General features: G+C 43.9%; 18 protein-coding genes. 13 read left to right on the forward strand and 5 right to left on the reverse strand.

Annotated features, from left to right (window positions below; genetic code table 11):
* The first annotated feature begins 7 nt into the window (after positions 1 to 7).
* Positions 8 to 931 (forward strand): LpxL/LpxP family Kdo(2)-lipid IV(A) lauroyl/palmitoleoyl acyltransferase, encoded by a 924-nt coding sequence (lpxL, locus tag AB1S55_RS16360; protein WP_370979252.1) that lies wholly within the window; start codon positions 8 to 10, stop codon positions 929 to 931.
* A gap of 27 nt (positions 932 to 958) precedes the next feature.
* Positions 959 to 1,951, forward strand: coding sequence for a glycosyltransferase family 2 protein (locus AB1S55_RS16365; RefSeq protein WP_370979253.1), 993 nt, complete (start codon positions 959 to 961; stop codon positions 1,949 to 1,951).
* Positions 1,952 to 2,003: 52 nt separating this feature from the next.
* On the opposite strand, the gene AB1S55_RS16370 is transcribed toward AB1S55_RS16365, so the two are convergent.
* On the reverse strand, positions 2,004 to 2,852 hold the full coding sequence (locus AB1S55_RS16370; RefSeq protein WP_370979254.1) for a glycosyltransferase: 849 nt from the start codon (positions 2,850 to 2,852) through the stop codon (positions 2,004 to 2,006).
* 163 nt (positions 2,853 to 3,015) lie between these two features.
* Positions 3,016 to 4,113, reverse strand: a complete 1,098-nt coding sequence (gene ald / locus AB1S55_RS16375; protein WP_370979255.1) for an alanine dehydrogenase — start codon at positions 4,111 to 4,113, stop codon at positions 3,016 to 3,018.
* A 191-nt stretch (positions 4,114 to 4,304) separates the two neighbouring features.
* Here ald and AB1S55_RS16380 point away from each other — a divergent pair, with 191 nt between their 5' ends.
* The 7 genes from AB1S55_RS16380 (at position 4,305) to AB1S55_RS16410 (ending at position 8,265) form a co-directional block, all read left to right on the forward strand.
* Positions 4,305 to 4,592, forward strand: coding sequence for a DUF2282 domain-containing protein (locus tag AB1S55_RS16380; RefSeq protein ID WP_370979256.1), 288 nt, complete (start codon positions 4,305 to 4,307; stop codon positions 4,590 to 4,592).
* Positions 4,593 to 4,601: 9 nt separating this feature from the next.
* Positions 4,602 to 5,495 carry a DUF692 domain-containing protein gene (locus AB1S55_RS16385; protein WP_370979257.1) on the forward strand — a complete coding sequence of 298 codons (894 nt, stop codon included), beginning with the start codon at positions 4,602 to 4,604 and terminating at the stop codon, positions 5,493 to 5,495.
* Positions 5,488 to 6,171, forward strand: coding sequence for a putative DNA-binding domain-containing protein (locus AB1S55_RS16390; protein ID WP_370979258.1), 684 nt, complete (start codon positions 5,488 to 5,490; stop codon positions 6,169 to 6,171). Before AB1S55_RS16385 ends, AB1S55_RS16390 begins: the two co-directional genes overlap by 8 nt.
* Positions 6,172 to 6,228: 57 nt before the next feature.
* The gene (locus AB1S55_RS16395) at positions 6,229 to 6,693 is read left to right on the forward strand and encodes an RNA polymerase sigma factor (protein WP_370979259.1); all 465 of its coding nucleotides are present in this window, start codon (positions 6,229 to 6,231) and stop codon (positions 6,691 to 6,693) included.
* 2 nt (positions 6,694 to 6,695) lie between these two features.
* Positions 6,696 to 7,427: a hypothetical protein gene (locus AB1S55_RS16400; RefSeq protein ID WP_370979260.1), complete on the forward strand. Its 732-nt coding sequence runs from the start codon at positions 6,696 to 6,698 to the stop codon at positions 7,425 to 7,427.
* A gap of 88 nt (positions 7,428 to 7,515) precedes the next feature.
* Positions 7,516 to 7,779 (forward strand): hypothetical protein, encoded by a 264-nt coding sequence (locus AB1S55_RS16405; RefSeq protein WP_370979261.1) that lies wholly within the window; start codon positions 7,516 to 7,518, stop codon positions 7,777 to 7,779.
* A gap of 66 nt (positions 7,780 to 7,845) precedes the next feature.
* Complete coding sequence (locus AB1S55_RS16410) at positions 7,846 to 8,265, forward strand: aldehyde dehydrogenase family protein (protein WP_370981611.1); 420 nt, start codon at positions 7,846 to 7,848, stop codon at positions 8,263 to 8,265.
* A gap of 79 nt (positions 8,266 to 8,344) precedes the next feature.
* On the opposite strand, the gene AB1S55_RS16415 is transcribed toward AB1S55_RS16410, so the two are convergent.
* Both AB1S55_RS16415 and AB1S55_RS16420 read right to left on the reverse strand, forming a co-directional pair.
* Positions 8,345 to 9,652: an MFS transporter gene (locus tag AB1S55_RS16415; RefSeq protein WP_370979262.1), complete on the reverse strand. Its 1,308-nt coding sequence runs from the start codon at positions 9,650 to 9,652 to the stop codon at positions 8,345 to 8,347.
* A gap of 69 nt (positions 9,653 to 9,721) precedes the next feature.
* Positions 9,722 to 10,876, reverse strand: coding sequence for a mandelate racemase/muconate lactonizing enzyme family protein (locus tag AB1S55_RS16420; protein ID WP_370979263.1), 1,155 nt, complete (start codon positions 10,874 to 10,876; stop codon positions 9,722 to 9,724).
* A 185-nt stretch (positions 10,877 to 11,061) separates the two neighbouring features.
* Here AB1S55_RS16420 and AB1S55_RS16425 point away from each other — a divergent pair, with 185 nt between their 5' ends.
* The 3 genes from AB1S55_RS16425 (at position 11,062) to AB1S55_RS16435 (ending at position 13,866) form a co-directional block, all read left to right on the forward strand.
* A complete protein-coding gene (locus AB1S55_RS16425) occupies positions 11,062 to 12,339 on the forward strand; it encodes a hypothetical protein (protein ID WP_370979264.1) in 1,278 nt (425 codons plus the stop codon).
* Positions 12,340 to 12,489: 150 nt separating this feature from the next.
* Complete coding sequence (locus AB1S55_RS16430) at positions 12,490 to 13,107, forward strand: chemotaxis protein (protein ID WP_370979265.1); 618 nt, start codon at positions 12,490 to 12,492, stop codon at positions 13,105 to 13,107.
* Between the two features lie 24 nt (positions 13,108 to 13,131).
* Positions 13,132 to 13,866, forward strand: a complete 735-nt coding sequence (locus tag AB1S55_RS16435; protein ID WP_370979266.1) for an MBL fold metallo-hydrolase — start codon at positions 13,132 to 13,134, stop codon at positions 13,864 to 13,866.
* A 26-nt stretch (positions 13,867 to 13,892) separates the two neighbouring features.
* On the opposite strand, the gene AB1S55_RS16440 is transcribed toward AB1S55_RS16435, so the two are convergent.
* On the reverse strand, positions 13,893 to 15,140 hold the full coding sequence (locus tag AB1S55_RS16440) for an ABC transporter substrate-binding protein (RefSeq protein WP_370979267.1): 1,248 nt from the start codon (positions 15,138 to 15,140) through the stop codon (positions 13,893 to 13,895).
* Between the two features lie 236 nt (positions 15,141 to 15,376).
* Between AB1S55_RS16440 and fusA the strand changes: the two genes are divergently transcribed.
* Positions 15,377 to 17,467, forward strand: a complete 2,091-nt coding sequence (gene fusA / locus AB1S55_RS16445) for an elongation factor G (protein ID WP_370979268.1) — start codon at positions 15,377 to 15,379, stop codon at positions 17,465 to 17,467.
* Positions 17,468 to 17,578 lie beyond the last annotated feature (111 nt).

Consider the following 17,578-nt stretch of genomic DNA (forward strand, 5'->3'; position numbering starts at 1 on the left):
GAACATCATGACTCCAGATACTTTCCGCCCTCATTTACTGCACCCTCGTTACCTCCCCTCTTGGTTAGGTCTGGCCCTGTGGTGGAGTTTTTGCCAGCTATTCCCATTGAGTACTCAAATCTGGATGGGAAAACAAATTGGCCGAATGCTAGCCCGTGGTAACAGCTCTCGAAAGCGAATAGCACAACGAAATATTGAACTTTGTTACCCAGAATTCAATGCCCAACAGCAGCAGCTGTTGGTTCGACGCACGCTTGAAGAAACCGCTATTGGTATTTTTGAAAGTGGTTGCGCTTGGTTTTGGCCCAACTGGCGATTCCGTAAACGCTATACCATTAAAGGCATGGAATTCATCGAACAAGCGCGCAAAAGTAACAAAGGTGTTCTATTTCTCGGCGTTCACTTTACAACCATTGAAATAGGTGCCTCTATGGTCAACTTGGAGTTTCCTATCTCCGGCTTTTATCGCCCACACAACAACGCTGTCTACGAGTGGGCGCAAGCGGCGGGAAGAGTAAGACGCAATGCAGGCAGCACTGTTGTACCCAACGGCGATGTGCGCGGTATTATTAAAGCTCTGCGTAATGGCGCCATCATCAACTATGCTCCGGATCAAGATTATGGCCTTCGACGCTCTGTATTCGCCCCCTTTTTTGGCATTGATACAGCCACCGTGAAAGCCCCTGCTCAACTCGCATCTGCCGGCAGAGCAGAAGTATTAACCTGGGTGACTCGCCGTGATAGCAAAACCAATCACTACACGATCGAAATAGGCAATAGCCTTTCAGGAAAGCTGGGGCAAGATGAAAAAGAAGATGCCAAACTTATCAACCAATTTGTAGAGCAAGAAGTTCGCAAAAATACCGAACAATACCTCTGGGTACACAGACGCTTTAAAACCCGCCCACCAGGCGAAACCAGCCTCTATTAATTCGCGTAATTTAACCTAGGTATCTATGTGAACATTCCTGCAGCCTATGATTTATCGGTGATTATTCCCGCATACAATGTCGAAGAGTATGTCGATGAATGCTTAGCATCTCTGGCTTTATGCACATTCAAGCAGCGCCTTGAAATCCTCATTATTGACGACTGTTCAACGGATAATACGCCAACTCGCTGCCAAGAACAGTTAAGCCAGCTGAACAATGCTCGTATTATTAAGCATTCTCATAATCAGGGCGCCGCAGCTGCTCGCAACACAGGCCTAGATGCAGCTCAAGGCTCCTACATTTGTTTTATCGACCCTGACGACACCCTTCCTGTAGATGCATTGCAAAAACTTTATGATACTGCGACGCACTACGATGCAGATATTGTAAAAGGCAACAACACTCTATTTAACGATAAGAAATCCGTTGCCGCAGGCTATAACTGTAAAAGTAGCCAACTCTTAAGAGGAGAAGAGGTACTAGGCTGTTTACTGGCTCAAGAGCTGGTTCGCGGCCACCCTTGGGGCAAGATATTTAAGCGAGCATGCATTGCCAATACCCGCTTTCCTATTGGTGTTAGAATGGCTGAGGACTTAGTATTTTGTGCAGAAGTATTTTCTAATGCCAGCAAGTTCATCCTCTTAGATCAAACCACCTACCATTACCGCTTGCGTAAAACTGGCGCAAGTGGCAGCAAGTACAGCAGTGGTGCTTATCTCGATTGGCTAAACAGTATCGACCGCTGTGCCCACTTTGTTCGAACCAAATTTCAAGAAAAACAATATATAAAACTGCAAGTTCGCACTTTATTACAGCTTGTTCGTGAAGCGCTAAAAATCGAAGACGAACAATGCCGACTTACGGTTAACCAAGAAGTGCACAAACAGCTCAAAACTTGGGGCCTCAGTAAGCGTAGAGTTATCAAAGAAAAGTTAGGCCTCTCTGTACTATTTCGCCTAGCTAAAGCAGAGAGAGGGCTCAGAAAGCTAAATAAAGACTCCAGCGTTGCTCTACAATAAGATAGTCGCCCAAAACTCATACAATGACTATCCAGCAGCCATGCAACTATTTTCAAATTTTTCCAAAGCAGCCCCGGGTTAAGGCCAAGCTTAAAGAAACCCGCTTAGAGAAGGTACCTATATTTCCATCTCTATCTTTTAGCAGCTTCAATAGATCTTTCAAAAAATATTTAAGCTTCTCAGCACCTGAAAAACAGCGCTGCAGTACGACACCTTTAGAATACACATTAAGGGCATTGTAATTCGTTCCTGTAGACTCATCTGGGTGTACAACAACAGCTAAACGATGCTGCTCGACCAAGCCTTTGGCACGAACCACATCACTGAGCAATACCGCTTCTTCTCCCATATTAATGCCGGTGTTGCTACCCACCCCCATGTCCTCTCTTAACAAGACATGATGATCAATAATAAAGCGCCGATCCAAAATAAGTTCAAAGCTTGCTACCCGTAAACGATCTCTGGCATTTAGCTCGGCCCTATCCTTGGCATACAAGGCTCTTAAACCACCGCCTGCTTTTAGTGACTGAAAGCTCAAACACGCCGCTGCACTTTGCTCTAAACGCAGCTTTAATTCAAGAAAAGCACCTTGAACAAACTCAATATCGTCATCCATTAGCCACACGTAAGCGCCACTAGCATAAGAAATAGCTAGATTACGACTTTTAGTTAAGCCTTGCTCTTGCGATAAGACATAGTGAACGTCTGCTTTATCTTTTAAAAGCTGAACCGCTTGCAGTGCACTCTGCTCTAGTACAAATTCAGAAGGGACTTGATGGACAAGAACAACCTCGATCCACGCCATATGCCCAGTCAACTGCTCTACAACGTCCAATGCACCTGAAACACGCCCTCCAAAAGTTGAGATGGCAACAGTTAAATATATTGAATTCGAAGTCATACACGTTTACTGCTATGTAGTTATATCATCGGAAGGAGCGACTGCATTAAGGCTTTATATGGCTTTAAAGCCCGAAAAGGCTTACGACAAAGCTTTAGACACAATCTAGCAGGGTACTATTTAGGACAAGCTCATACAATCATGAGGCTTATAATACTGCGGTTTACAAGGCGTGATATTCAATTGACAGAGCCTTTGCAACTTCCTGTTCTGTACATTCCCCCTGACAAATATTAACACCAGAAGCCAGAGCACTTTGACGTAAAACATTGCGAGAAAGCCCTTGGACCAAGTCCAATACATAAGGCAGGCTCGCATTACATAAAGCCTGAGTAGAAGAGCGGGCCACAGCTCCAGGGATATTACTCACACAATAATGAACTATGCCATCCACTATATAAGTAGGCTGCTCAAGCGTTGTAGGTCGACTCGTTTCAAAGCAGCCACCTTGATCGATTGCGACATCCACCAACACGGAGCCTTTTCGCATGCTTTTAAGCATCGCTCTATTGAGCAACTTAGGCGCTTCAGCACCTGGAATAAGTGCAGCACCAATAACAACATCGGCGGTTTTAACTTCACTAGCAATACTATCTAAGCTTGAGTAGAGAGTACGAGCACGTCCCTGCCACAGTTTATCAAGCTCACGTAAACGAGCTAAGGACTTATCTATGATCGTTACTTGAGCCCCCTGCCCAAGCGCCATCCGAGCGGCATTCTCCCCAACAACTCCAGCCCCCAAAACAACAACATGAGCAGGAGCCACCCCGGTAAGCCCTCCCAACAGCACCCCACTTCCACCATGGGCCACCTGCAAGCAATATCCAGCAGCTTGTATCGCCATACGCCCTGCAACCTCACTCATAGGCACCAATAAAGGCAAAGCTCCAAACTCGTTCTTGATCGTTTCATAAGCAATACATGTTGCACCACTACTTAGAAGCTGCTCAGCCAAGGTTTTGCTCACAGCAAGGTGCAAGTAAGAAAACAGGGCTTGCGATGAGTGAAGAACTAAGGCCTCATCTGGTAGAGGCTCTTTCACTTTGATAATTAAATCGGCTTCAGCCCATAGGACTTGCCAGTCTTGAACAATTTTAGCACCAGCGGCTACGTACAAATCATCATTAAAGCCTGCCTTTTCACCCGCAGCACACTCAATAGAAACGAAGTGTCCCATCTTAGTCAACTGACTAACAGCGACTGGAGTTAAAGCGACGCGATACTCATGACACTTACGCTCTTTAGGTAAGGCAATACGCATAGAAAGTCCTCAAACAAAACGGTTTGACGTTACAACAAGCTACTTAAAGTTTAGCCCAGCCTCTTTTTACCTATGAGTCAAAACTAGAAAAATATTTGTATTTACTGCAATCAAAAAACGAGCTCATTCGTTCTATAAGTACAGGCTTTTATATCACAGCCACAACATCAAAAAATGAGATGGAATACAGCATGAACAAACAACTTTTATCAGCATCCCTCGCCTTAGGCGCAGCCTTAGGGCTTAGCAGCCAATCTAGCCTTGCTGTACCAGACAGCCCAGCAGCGTGGGAAAAATGCGCTGGAATTGCAAAAGCAGGAAAAAATGACTGCGGAGCCCTAGATGGAAGTCATAACTGTGCAGGACAAGCTCGAATTGATAATGCCGACCATGAGTGGGTCTACGTACCAGAAGGAACCTGCGAAAAAATTACTGGCGGATCAATCGCTAAAATAAAACCTGCTAAAAAAGAAAAGTAGATTTTAATAATGCCTTTTCAGATCCAAGGAGCAGGCTTCGGCCTGCGTATTCCACATATACAAGAACTACTGGCAACTCGACCACCAGTTGACTGGTTAGAGGTCCATATTTGTAACTTTTTAGGATCGGGCCTTAACCGAGCTTTATTGGATGCAGTTGCAGAACATTATGCTCTGAGCTTTCACAGTGTCAGCCTTAACTTAGGTGGTAGCCAAGAGCTTAGCGATGATTATTTAACTAGATTGAGTATAACGGTTAAGGAGCTCAACCCTGGGTTAATCTCTTGTCATGCCTGCTTTAGTGCCCATGAAGAGCAGTATTACCACGATTTATTACCTGTACCATTTAACGAACAAACTCTTATAAATATGACCGATAGAGTCGATCATATTCAAAATCGCTTAGGCCGGCAGATCTTAATAGAAAACGTTAGCCGTTACCTTAACTACCCCAACATGGAAATGGATGAACAAACATTTTTAGTTGAACTATGTAGACGAAGTGGCAGCCGTTTATTACTGGATTTGAGCAATATTTATATCAACGCATTTAACCTTGGCTGCGATTTACGCGCACTGCTTATCAATTTCCCTATAGAGCTTATTGGAGAACTACATCTAGGTGGTTTTAGTACTCAAGACGGCTTATTTATTGATAGCCACTGCAGTGCTATCGATGATGGTACTTGGCAGCTGGCCAAAGACTATTTATATAACCAAGCATCAAACCCACAAACTAAAACGATACCGCCCCTCTTAGTTGAGTGGGACCAAAATCTCCCAAGCCTTTCTACACTACTTGAAGAACAGAAAAAAGCTCAGCAATTAATACACGGTGCGGAGCAACAGCAACGCCTACTTACCTCCCCAAAACCAAAACTGCCGGACCTAGCTAATGCTTAATACGCTTAAAGTCGATGCATTATCAAAAGCCAATCAAGACTATAAAAAACAGTTAGATCAGTGTTTAAATGAACTTATGACCTCATCAAAAAACACTCTAACTCAAAAGCCTTATAGAAATAGCATTTACCAAAGAAACGCACTTGGAGCACGAAGCCAAACTTTACGTAATAATTTCCCCAGCCTCTGCGAACAATTAACAACTGAAGACTGTACTGCGTTATTTCACTGCTATAGCTTGCACTACCCCTCCAAACATTGGGACCTCAACCTTTACGGAAACCAATTAAGCTGGTTTATTGCACAGCAGCACAAAGGACCTAAAGCTAACTATTACAACTGGGCAGAGCTCGCCAGTATAACAGCAATAGAATACGCTATTACTCAACTCTATTATTCAGGGCTAGATTATAAGCATGACGAACAAACAAACATAGAAAAGAAAACAACTATTGAGCTGGATTTCTCATCACTTGACTATTTCAGTGCCCTCACGCTAGAAACACTGAAGATAATTCAACAAAAGCATAAACTATTGCATATAAAAATTTATAACTATAGAGGCGGCAATAACAACCAGCAAAGTAAAAAAGATAGGTACAGTAAATTTCAACTGCAACAACATGACTTTACTATTGAGTTACGTAGCATTGACACGCCAGATGAAACAGCATGACTGGATCACAACAGCTCCAGAAGCCAAACACCTTGGAACAAGAACTAGCTAAACAAGATGACAGACGCTGAATTACAAGCACTTTATCAATACGCTATGGTTTTATGCCAAGAACCGGCAGATGCTTATGATCTTGTGCAACACAGCTTGGAGCAGTGGCTCAACGCTGGAAAGGTGCCTGCAGGTAATGGTCAACAACCTTTTCTTCGCAGCTGTATACGCAATCGTTTTATTGATGAGTACAGGCATAAACAACGCTTCGCACAGCAAAGCTATGAAGAACACAGTGATTACGACATTTCCCCAATAGACTTAGAAGAACTAATTATAAACCGGCAAGAGCTAGAAAAAATCTGGCCAGAGCTAGCCCTCGAGGATAGAGATATACTCTATCATTGGGCCGTACTTGGTTACACAACCGACGAAGCCTGTGAGCAACTCGGCTTAGCTCGAGGTACATTTCTTTCGCGCATGCATAGACTACGAAAACACTGCCGTTTAACGTTTGTAAGGCAGGCATAACGATGAAAAAAAACACAACCGACCAAAATTTACGCCAATCTATCAAAGAGCACAGTACAGAATATAGCCTTAACTCACAACAGCTCTGTGAGCTGCACTGTTTGCTTGATAAAGGCAAACAAAATCCGAAAAACTCAAAGCATGCGCTAATACCACACACAGTCAAAACGCCAACTAAAATGGGCTACGCTAAAAACCCAAGCCACGACGAAACAAAATCTAATGCATTTTCATCCATCACCTTATTTATTGTGAGTCCCTGGGTAAAAGGTATGATTGCAGCATGTTTCACCTTGCTTTTAGTACTCGCGCTTCCGAACCTCAACAACAGTAACTCAACTATTTACAAAGCCATCGCTAACGAGGTGATAGCCAATCACCTAAAACTAAAACCCTTAGATATTAAAACGGCTAACTTTTCTGAAGCCAGTCAATACTTCTCTCTGTTGAGTTTTAAGCCTAGTGAAAGTACCTTTGTTAAGGACTCAAGCCCTAAATTGCAACTACTTGGAGGTCGTTACTGCTCTATCAAAGGTGTTGAAGCTTCACAATTTCGCTATAAAACCAATACCCAAGGCATCGCCACACTTTATCAAGTACCCTATACAGACAGTAGTTTTGGTACCATACCTAACGTAGAACAGCCCCCTATCAAACTAATTGAAAAAGGTTTGAAAGTCAGTATGTGGCAAGAAAATGGCTTAATGATGGTTCTTGTAGAAACAGCGCCTTAAAAAGAACACTGAGCGTTTTGTCTATTTAGACTGCAATGGCAGATTAACTACAGTATTCAGCCAATAGATATGCCCCCCAAAAAAAACTTTGCTCTTTATCGCAGGGCAATGGCGTCAAGCACAAAATAAGACTCAATTTAGTGTACAAAACCCAAGCACAGGTGAAACGATAGCAACAGTCGCTGATGCAAGCCCGCTTGATACTGAGCAAGCAATTGATGGGCGTACTCAGTCTTACCTACATGGAGTTCAAAAACAGCTTCTTAATGCCCCCTTTATTGTCTTTGACCATGCTGACATTCAACTCGCCGTAAGCTCAGCACTTAGCTGTAAACTTCGCAACACAGGGTAAACATGCATTAGCGCTAATCGCTTTTATCTTCATGTAAGCATTGCCAACGAATTCATAGATGATCTGATCAACGCTTTAAAAAGCGGCGCTCAATTACGTTTTCAAAGTCACGATATAAACCCAAATGATCTTTTCTACCCTATAACAGTACTTGACCAAGTAAGACCCGACATGGAAATCAGCAAGCAAGAAATCTTTGGCCCCGTTATAGCGATACAAACCTTCTATAATGAGGCTATCGTCATTCAAGAATCCAATAACAGCCCACAAGGTTTAGCTGGATACGTATTCAGCAGCAATCAAAAGCGCTATTGGCGTATAGCCGAAAACTTGGAGCTGGGTATGCTTGGCATCAACGACAGCTCTATATCAACTAAAGTTACGCCTTTTGGAGGGGTAAAAAAGCGAGCCTGGCCGAGAAGGCAGGCAAGAGGGTTTAGAGGAATACCTAGAAGCCAAATATATAAGTTTAGGATACATAGATAATTAAGTGACAAAGCGCATGATTAAACTAGATATCAATAAATTAGCTGTTGCACATTACTTATGTACAACAGCTAAAAACTCAGGCTTCATCACCATCTAGCTTACTTAAGCTTCCCATAAGAAACCAGTAAGAAAGCATACTTAATAAAGCAAAAGCTGCAACGAGTACAAACACATAAGTGAAGTCTTGATTATTGGCGTCCAGTATATAGCCGATGCAGATCGGAACCGCAGCACCACCTAGACCACCAGCTAAATTAAAACAGCCCCCGACCAAACCCAATAGTTTCTTAGGCGCGATTAGCGATACAAATACCCAAGCAATAGAAGCTAAACCAACACCAAATGAAGCCACGGATAATACAGCGATGATTACATTGTTATTATCAGTAAAATTAGCAGCAATAATACTACTAATTAAAGCCAAGCCTAGAATCACAGGTGCTTTACGTGAAAACTCTTTTGAATACCCCCGCTTGGCCAATTTATCTGAGACCAGCCCCGAAATAAGAACACCAAAAAATGCGGAGATAAATGGTAGTGCTCCATAGAGACCAGACTCTAAAAATGAAAGCCCCCGAGCATCCTTTAAATAGGTAGGAAACCAAGAAAAATAAAAAGCCAATGCCCCACCTAAACCAAACTGGCCAATAAACAAGCCCCAAAGACGAGGCTTAGAAAAAACCGCTGCAAAATTACGTTTAGTAAATGAAGAGTTACTCTTCTGATCCATATTGCTTACAATGGTTTCATCTTGCTGTATATGTTGCAACTCAGCTTCATTGACCTTTTTATGTTCGCTAGGCTCTCTATAGGCTAGATACATAAATATCCCCCAAGCTATACCAATAGTACCGGTAACAACAAACAAGCCTCGCCAGCCCATCAGTTCCAACATAATAGCCAAGAAAGGCATTAACAAAGCCAAGCCCAAATATTGGCCTGAGGTATAAACAGCAATAGCACTAGCACGCTCTTTTTCAGGAAACCAAGTGCTCACAATTTTATTATTACAGGGGAAGGAAGGAGCCTCAAAAATACCAATCGCAATACGGCAACCAGCTAACGCAGCAACTGAATTTACAAGTCCTTGCCCTATTGATGCGATAGACCACAATACAATTAAAATCGGGTAAAGAATGCGCATCTTCACAAGATCGATCAAAAAGCCACCGGGAACTTGCGCTAGAGTATAAGCAATACCGAGCACCCCAAGAATGTAACCAGCCTCGATATCACTCAGGCCTATTCCCGTCTCTCCATCTTTTAAAATGGGCATAACAACAGACATTGTCATGCGATCCATATAGTTAATAATAACACTCACAAAGACCATACTTAGAATGGCAAAGCGATAACGTGTGGGTCGTAATCCTGCTGTTGTCATGAGAATTCTCGTATATTTACTATTGTTATATTTGTATTTTTTTGTTTTTTACTTTTCTTACCAGTTCAGCTACCAGTTTGTATAAGAACCATCTTCTTTATAGAGACGAGGTGCTTCCCAATATTTAAACGGTAAATCTTTTATAAGATTTTCATTTACATCGATGCCCAAACCAGGCTCATCACTGACAAGCAAAGCATTATTTTCTAGCTTAGGCTGATTAACAAAATAACGATCGAAGTCACCGGTATCACTGCTATAAGGTAAATACTCAAGTTCAGCCATATTGGGTACCGCTGCACAGAAATGCATAGATGCGGCAGTACAAATTGGGCTTAAGGGGTTGTGGGGCATCATATCGATATAATGCGTTTCACACATTGCCGCGATTTTCATCGACTCTGTAAAACCACCTGCGTTACACACATCGATTCGCCCAAACTGAGTTATATTTTGCTGAACATAGGGAGCAAAGTCCCACTTATTAGAAAATTCTTCACCTATAGCAAAAGGCACATCGACCATCGATCTCAACGCTTTATATGCTTCTGGGCTCTGGTCACGAATCGGCTCTTCGATATAATCGAGAGTACCTGTTGGCAAGCGCTGTATAAACGATGCGGCCTCAGCAGGTGACAAACGGTGGTGGTAATCAATCCCCAAACAAACCTCAGCCCCTAAAGCCTCGCGCGCTTTAAGCACCCACTTAGCAGCATTAGCAATCGATACCCTTGGCTCAAACTCCGTTGCTTCAGTAGGGCTGCCATGCTCCCCTGTTGTTAAGCGAATCGCTCGCCAGCCCTCATCTTTTAATCGCAATACGTCTTCGATCAACTCAGGCCCCATAGCCTTAATAGATGTTGCGAACAGGGGAATCCGGTCTCGCTGCTTGCCACCCAGCAAGCGATAAACTGGCAAACCCAGTTTTTTCGCATTCACATCATAAAGCGCAATATCAATCGCAGAGATCGCGGCACTGAGTACCCGGCCACCCTCGAAATAAGCTCCGCGATACATTTCCTGCCATAAAGCCGCAATATTGCTCGCATCTTTACCTATTAGAAAATGGCTAAAGTGCTCAACGGCACCTTTAACAGCCAGCTCCCGCCCTGAAAGGCCGCTCTCTCCCCACCCCCAAAGGCCAGTATCTGTTTCTATTTTAACCAAACACACGTTCCGCATGCCGGCCCAAAATGCGTAGGCTTTTATATTCGTTATTTTCATATACCCCCCAAGTAAGACAGGTAATCTTACTCCGTTTTCATCTCAATACTCTAGAAGCTACTTATATTAACTCCCCATGAGTCTACCTAATACATGTGTACTATGCGTTACCCCTGGTTTATTATCAAAAACTATGACCCTAGCCTAATAGGATTGAATAACTCAGCCACCTACGAGTGCTTACCATGAAATCTATTGTGTCTCAGCCCGCCCAGACGTTAAAGCGTATCCTTGCCGCCAGCTTTATTTTAGCGTTCTCGTCTTTACCCACACTCGCCTCTCCCGAATCAGGTTTTATCGACGCTTTGAATAACAGCAACTTGGATGAAAAGCGTAAAATGGTTTCGATACTTTACGATATAGGAGAGAATCAAGCTCAAATAATGGCGAAGTGTGCAGAGCAACTGCAAAAATTACTTCAGCAAAGCAATATAACTAAGGCCGAGAGCGATTACACTCTATCGCTAATAAAAGCGCTCAGTGCATCGTCCAACCCTCAACACTTAACACTATTAGAAAAAGCCCGCCAGTCCGACTCCAGAAAAGTTAGATCACAAGCTAAAAAAAGCATCAAAAAGATAAAAAGCAGAATAGAGTCTTTGCCTCTACTAGAGGAGATAAACAAAACGTACACGAGCTTCAGTACAAACATCGGTGTGCTTACCTGGATGACTCAATCTAGCTGGGAATACTCACAAGAAGTAGCCTGGCAAGATTTATACACCGCCAGAGTAGTAAGCAAAAAAAAGAGCGAGCTAGGCGATTACACTCTTATTCCACTTAGCCTTGATGAACTAACAAAGGCCCTGTCATCCGAAAATTCTAGGGATAGAAAAATCGCAGCTCAACGCGTTTTCTACCTAGGGGTTAAAAACTCCGACATTCACAAAGCAATTGCATCTCGGATTCAACTACTCACAACTGAAATTAAATCAGGTATCACAACAAATGTTGATGAAGCATCCTGGTTCGCCAAAGCGCTCTCGGCCTCAGCAAACTCAAACTACATCCCGGTGCTTGAAGCGCTAAAACAAGCCGGGAATAGCAAGGCTGAGTTTTACGCGGAGCATGCTCAAAGTATGCTTAATATGTTTAAAAGCTGGTACGAAGCCTTAGATCAAATTGCAGACATTCAGAATATTCGCATAATCGACTTTCAAATATTAATGCTTAAAGCCCCATACTTAAGCACCAAAGACCCCAGTATGATCTACCTAATTAACCATCACCAAGAAACGGAGCAAGTTCGCAGCCTATGCGCTCAAACAATCGCTGCAGAATGGCCCTTTGTTCGAAGAAACGCTCGGCAAGTTCGTCCAGCAGCCCGAATGCTTCAAGTTTTATCAAGAAGCGGCAACCCTCAATATCTTGAGCTCATTAGGGAGGCCCAGAACTCTCCAAGCAAACACTTACAAGCACATGCTCTCGATGCCGAAAAACAGTTACTCCGTAGTATAAAATAACCCCCCATACAGAGCCCTTTATCAGGGCTCTTAGCAGCTGAAACCCACTCAAACCGCCTCTCCCCATCAAAGCCTGTCAAATTGTGCTATTACTGTTTAAGCACAATAAGAATTCAGCCCCTCTCAAATAGCGTATTGAGTGCAGGAAGCATGCAACAAAAAGACAATAACTTTGGCACAGAACACTTTGTAGCAGCATCTATCGTTGCCGCAGAATTACATCAAGCGACACGTGTCGCTCGCGACATATCACTCACTGCAGGTAACGCTAAAGCCCTAGCTCTTCGCGCAGGTGATAGCGCTCGAGGCTTTAGAGCCTTGACCGACTTCATTGACGAACTGGCCAAACTTACGATCAAAACCGCTGAACACGTTAATAAGCTCGCCGTCGACATAAGCCGTGAAGCTGCTGACTCCACTCGAACACTTCATGCAATCGACCACTTCGAAACAGCAATTAAAAAAGCCGGTGAAGCTCAATACTCAAACACACTCACCCCCGCTCTTAACGAAGCCAAACAACAAAGAGATAAAGCGCTACAAGCATTCAACTCTCAAGTGTGGAAATTAAAAACACAACTTGATGACCTTGCGCGTGAACTGCGTGCTGGTTTAGTGCTAAGCGCTATGTCTAGAGTTGAAGCAACTCAAGTAGGTGAGGACCATGCAGTGTCACTGCAAGTCATTGCCTCTAAGGTGGCAGAAGCGACCGAAAGCATTCGTAATCACATTGAAAAATCCCAGCAGTGTTTTGCTCATATTCACTGAAATACACATTGAAAAGGGCCAATTATGCTCAGTAAGGAAATATACCGAGACGGACGACATCAGTGGTTTGTTTTTGGTCGAGATCCAGATAAACCCGACGGCATTATCGACACCAATCAATACATGATAAAAAGTGGCGATAAAGCTCTACTTATGGACCCTGGTGGTATCGAGCTCTTTGCTGCCATGCTCGCAGCTATCGTTAAGCACGTTCCAGTAGATCAAATTACACATATTTTTGCCTCTCACCAAGACCCCGACATTATTTCCTCTCTTGGACTTTGGGATAGAACCTTAAAGGGCGCTACCTTACATGCATCAGGTTTATGGGAAGGTTTTATTCGTCATTTCGGCATGGATACCATTAGCTACGACGCAATTCCAGACGAAGGCAGTAAAGTCACCATAGGCAACACCAGCATCGAATTTATACCGGCCCACTACCTCCATTCTTCAGCTAATTTTCATGTCTATGATGCAGAAGCTAAAATCCTTATGAGTGGTGATGTAGGTGCCGCCCTTGAAGGACCAGGAGCAGCAATGGAAGTAGAAGACTTCGACGCTCATACAGCCCATATGCGCTACTTTCACCAACGCTGGATGCCATCTAACAAAGCAAAGAATGAATGGATTGAAAGCGTAAGTAAGCTGGATATTGAGCTAATGTGCCCACAGCACGGGCGCATGTTCCGAGGCGATGACGTTAAACGTTTTTTAGATTGGTTTAATAAGCTAGACGTGGGTATTGCAAATAACTAAGCCCTACCCCACACCCAAGCTAGCATTTATTGATAAGCCCCCGATTTAACGGCTGTCGCTCTGGCAGCCTCGAGCTCTCTTGCACATCGTTCAATATCCCGGTGTTCCATAAATGATACAAAGATAGCAGGCGTTTTAGAGCCAAGCTCTATAGGAACCTCTCTATCAAAGTACTGTACTCCACCGGGCGACGCTTTAATCATCTTACTTACTTTACGGCTTAGTTCACTCGATGCACCCTCAACATCCTTTCTGGCTGGGTTACGAGCTGCAAGTTTGTTTTCTGCCGCTTGGTACTCTTTTGAGCCTAAAAACGCCAATACTTTCTCCACCCCGGAATTTAACTTCGCATAGCTAGGCACCATATATACATCTATGGGCGAAACCGTGTAGCTGGGTAATTCCCGATTAATAACAGGGAAAGGCATCACATCCAGCTCCTCTAATATTGGTGAAGGAACACTTGTTTCAAGGCGCCCAAAGGTCAACATAGTTGCTGATAGCCCGTGAAACATTCGAGGTAAAGCACTATCTAAATCGTACTTTCTAGCATTTTTAGTAAAACAATTATTATCTAGCAGCTCACGCCAATAACTAAGAGTCTCTAAGACACGCTTATCAGTATAAGGCAACTCACCTTGAGTCAATTGGCGATAAAAATCTAAACCGTGTAAACGAAGGGTTAAATAATCAAACCAAGCATGGGTCGTCCACTGAGTACCGGCACCAAAAGCAAATAGATCGACACCTTTAGCACGGAAAGTACGGCATGACTCGAGCAGTTCTGACCAAGTAGTGGGAATTGAAACCTTGTGACGAATAAAAGTGTTAGGGGAATAATAGAGAGCCCAAAAGTGCACCACGGTTGGAATCGCATAAGCCTTAGCATCAACCTTTACTGCATCCGATGCCACTACAGTAAAAACATCATCAAAATTCTGGGATTTCCAAAAAGAATCAATATTTTGAATCAGGCCTTGCTCTGCATATTGGCGTACACGTTGTCCACCATACCAATAAATAATATCCGGCCCTGCTCCACCGTGTAACCAGTGCTCCACTTTCTCGCTATAGGTATTACCGCGAAACATTTTAAGCTCTAGATCAATCTCAGGATTTTGCAGCTTAAAATTCTGTACTTCACGCAAAAGCTCTAAGCGATGAGCACCACCAGCAATTTGTGCCGCCAACACCACTTTTTGCTGTTCGGCAGCAACAGGCAAAGCCCCTAGCATCAGGCAAAGCAAGAACAAAATCACATTTTTTGATTTCACGTATAAATCCGAATAAACAACTCAAGGCCCTCTAACCCTTAAAGTGTATACATTTATCTGTATTTTAGCTGTGCAAAACTCGTGCAAAAAGCCGGTTTTATTGGCTTTGAAGGTCGACTTGAATGTTTTTTTTAACTCACGCATTGATATTTGCCAACTTCCCTATCATTTACTGTATAATCCCGCGCAAATTTTGACCCTTTGAACCACCCCCTATTGAATATTAGAGAATCGTAATGGCTGATCTATCCAAATACCGCAACATTGGTATCTTTGCCCACGTTGACGCGGGTAAGACCACATCTACCGAGCGTATCCTTAAGCTCACCGGTAAAATCCACAAAACTGGTGAAGTACACGACGGTGAGTCAACTACTGACTTCATGGAACAGGAAGCAGAGCGCGGTATTACCATTCAGTCTGCTGCGACTACTTGTTTCTGGAATGACCACCGCTTAAACATCATCGATACCCCAGGACACGTTGACTTTACTGTTGAAGTTTACCGCTCTTTGAAAGTACTTGATGGTGGTGTTGGTGTTTTCTGTGGTTCTGGTGGTGTTGAGCCTCAGTCAGAAACCAACTGGCGCTATGCAAACGAAAGCGAAGTTGCTCGTCTTATCTTCGTAAACAAGTTGGACCGTCTTGGTGCTGACTTCTACCGAGTTGTAGACCAAGTTAAAAACGTATTGGCAGCTAACCCGTTAGTCATGACTTTACCAATCGGTACTGAAGATGACTTCGTTGGTGTTGTAGACGTACTTACCAAGAAAGCTTACGTATGGGATGACTCAGGCCTTCCTGAGAACTACGAAGTTCAAGACGTTCCTGCTGACATGGTTGACGACGTTGACATGTACCACGAGCAGTTAATTGAAACGGCTGTTGAGCAAGATGACGACCTTATGATGGCCTACATGGAAGGCGAAGTACCTTCTATGGAAGACATCAAGCGTTGTATCCGTGCTGGTACTCGCACCATGGCTTTCTTCCCGACTTACTGTGGTTCAGCATTTAAGAACAAAGGTATTCAGTTAATGCTGGACGCCGTTATTGATTACTTGCCTTCACCTACCGAAGTCGACGCTCAAGATCTTACCGACCCAGAAGGTAACCCAACTGGCGATAAAGCCATCGTTAGCGCCGACGAGCCTTTCCGCGCATTGGCATTTAAGATCATGGATGACCGTTTTGGCGCCTTGACCTTTATCCGCATCTACTCAGGTGTTCTGAACAAGGGTGACACCATCCTTAACAGCTTCACTGGTAAAACAGAGCGTATCGGCCGTATGGTTGAGATGCACGCCGATGAGCGCACCGAACTAAGCACAGCTCAAGCTGGTGACATTATCGCCATCGTAGGTATGAAGAACGTTCAAACTGGTCACACTCTTTGTGATCCTAAGCACGAATGTACTCTTGAGCCTATGGTCTTCCCTGAGCCAGTAATCTCGATTGCCGTTGCCCCTAAAGATAAAGGCGGCGCTGAAAAAATGGGTATCGCCATTGGTAAAATGGTTGCCGAAGATCCTACCTTTGTTGTTGAAACCGACGAAGACTCAGGTGAAACCATCCTTAAAGGTATGGGTGAGCTTCACCTAGACATTAAAGTCGACATCCTTAAGCGTACTTACGGTGTTGAACTTGAAGTAGGTCAGCCTCAGGTTGCTTATCGCGAAACCATTACTCAGAAAATCGAAGACAGCTACACGCACAAGAAGCAGTCTGGTGGTTCTGGTCAGTTTGGTAAAATCGACTACCGCATCAGCCCTAACGAGCCAGGCGAAGGTTTCACCTTCGAATCGACCGTTGTTGGTGGTAACGTTCCTAAAGAATTCTTCCCTGCTATTGAGAAAGGCTTCAAAGGCATGATGGAAGAAGGTCCTTTGGCCAAATTCCCAATGTTGGACGTTCACGTTGAACTATTCGACGGTGGCTTCCACGCCGTGGATTCAAGTGCCGTTGCGTTTGAAATCGCTGCTAAAGGCGCTTACCGCCAATCAATGCCTAAAGCTGGCCCTCAGTTGATTGAGCCAATCATGAAAGTTGACGTGTTCACTCCAGACGACCACGTTGGTGACGTTATCGGTGACTTGAACCGTCGTCGCGGCATGATTAAAGACCAAGAAGCTGGCGCTACTGGTGTTCGCATTAAAGCCGACGTACCTCTTGCAGAAATGTTTGGTTACATCGGTCACTTGCGCACCATCACTTCTGGTCGCGGTCAGTTCTCTATGGAATTCTCTCACTACATGCCTTGTCCTAACTCGGTTGCTGAGACAGTGATTGCTGCAGAGAAAGAAAAGCAAGAAGCGGCTAAAAAATAAACCCCAACTCACTTTCTAGCTAAATCCGAAAGGCCCCGCATGAAAATGCGGGGCCTTTTTGCTTACAGGGTGTAAGTACTGAGCGATTTCACGGACGAAAAAGAGCGGTGC

The organism is Agaribacterium sp. ZY112 (genome assembly GCF_041346925.1).
Lineage (GTDB): Bacteria > Pseudomonadota > Gammaproteobacteria > Pseudomonadales > Cellvibrionaceae > Agaribacterium.

What these genes read in the sequence shown, in the direction of transcription:
- lpxL (WP_370979252.1), top strand. Translation starts at nt 8, where the DNA reads ATGACTCCAGATACTTTCCGCCCTCATTTACTGCACCCTCGTTACCTC.
- AB1S55_RS16370 (WP_370979254.1), bottom strand. Translation starts at nt 2,852, where the DNA reads ATGACTTCGAATTCAATATATTTAACTGTTGCCATCTCAACTTTTGGA.
- ald (WP_370979255.1), bottom strand. Translation starts at nt 4,113, where the DNA reads ATGCGTATTGCCTTACCTAAAGAGCGTAAGTGTCATGAGTATCGCGTC.
- AB1S55_RS16380 (WP_370979256.1), top strand. Translation starts at nt 4,305, where the DNA reads ATGAACAAACAACTTTTATCAGCATCCCTCGCCTTAGGCGCAGCCTTA.
- AB1S55_RS16385 (WP_370979257.1), top strand. Translation starts at nt 4,602, where the DNA reads ATGCCTTTTCAGATCCAAGGAGCAGGCTTCGGCCTGCGTATTCCACAT.
- AB1S55_RS16390 (WP_370979258.1), top strand. Translation starts at nt 5,488, where the DNA reads ATGCTTAATACGCTTAAAGTCGATGCATTATCAAAAGCCAATCAAGAC.
- AB1S55_RS16395 (WP_370979259.1), top strand. Translation starts at nt 6,229, where the DNA reads ATGACAGACGCTGAATTACAAGCACTTTATCAATACGCTATGGTTTTA.
- AB1S55_RS16400 (WP_370979260.1), top strand. Translation starts at nt 6,696, where the DNA reads ATGAAAAAAAACACAACCGACCAAAATTTACGCCAATCTATCAAAGAG.
- AB1S55_RS16415 (WP_370979262.1), bottom strand. Translation starts at nt 9,652, where the DNA reads ATGACAACAGCAGGATTACGACCCACACGTTATCGCTTTGCCATTCTA.
- AB1S55_RS16420 (WP_370979263.1), bottom strand. Translation starts at nt 10,876, where the DNA reads ATGAAAATAACGAATATAAAAGCCTACGCATTTTGGGCCGGCATGCGG.
- AB1S55_RS16425 (WP_370979264.1), top strand. Translation starts at nt 11,062, where the DNA reads ATGAAATCTATTGTGTCTCAGCCCGCCCAGACGTTAAAGCGTATCCTT.
- AB1S55_RS16430 (WP_370979265.1), top strand. Translation starts at nt 12,490, where the DNA reads ATGCAACAAAAAGACAATAACTTTGGCACAGAACACTTTGTAGCAGCA.
- AB1S55_RS16435 (WP_370979266.1), top strand. Translation starts at nt 13,132, where the DNA reads ATGCTCAGTAAGGAAATATACCGAGACGGACGACATCAGTGGTTTGTT.
- fusA (WP_370979268.1), top strand. Translation starts at nt 15,377, where the DNA reads ATGGCTGATCTATCCAAATACCGCAACATTGGTATCTTTGCCCACGTT.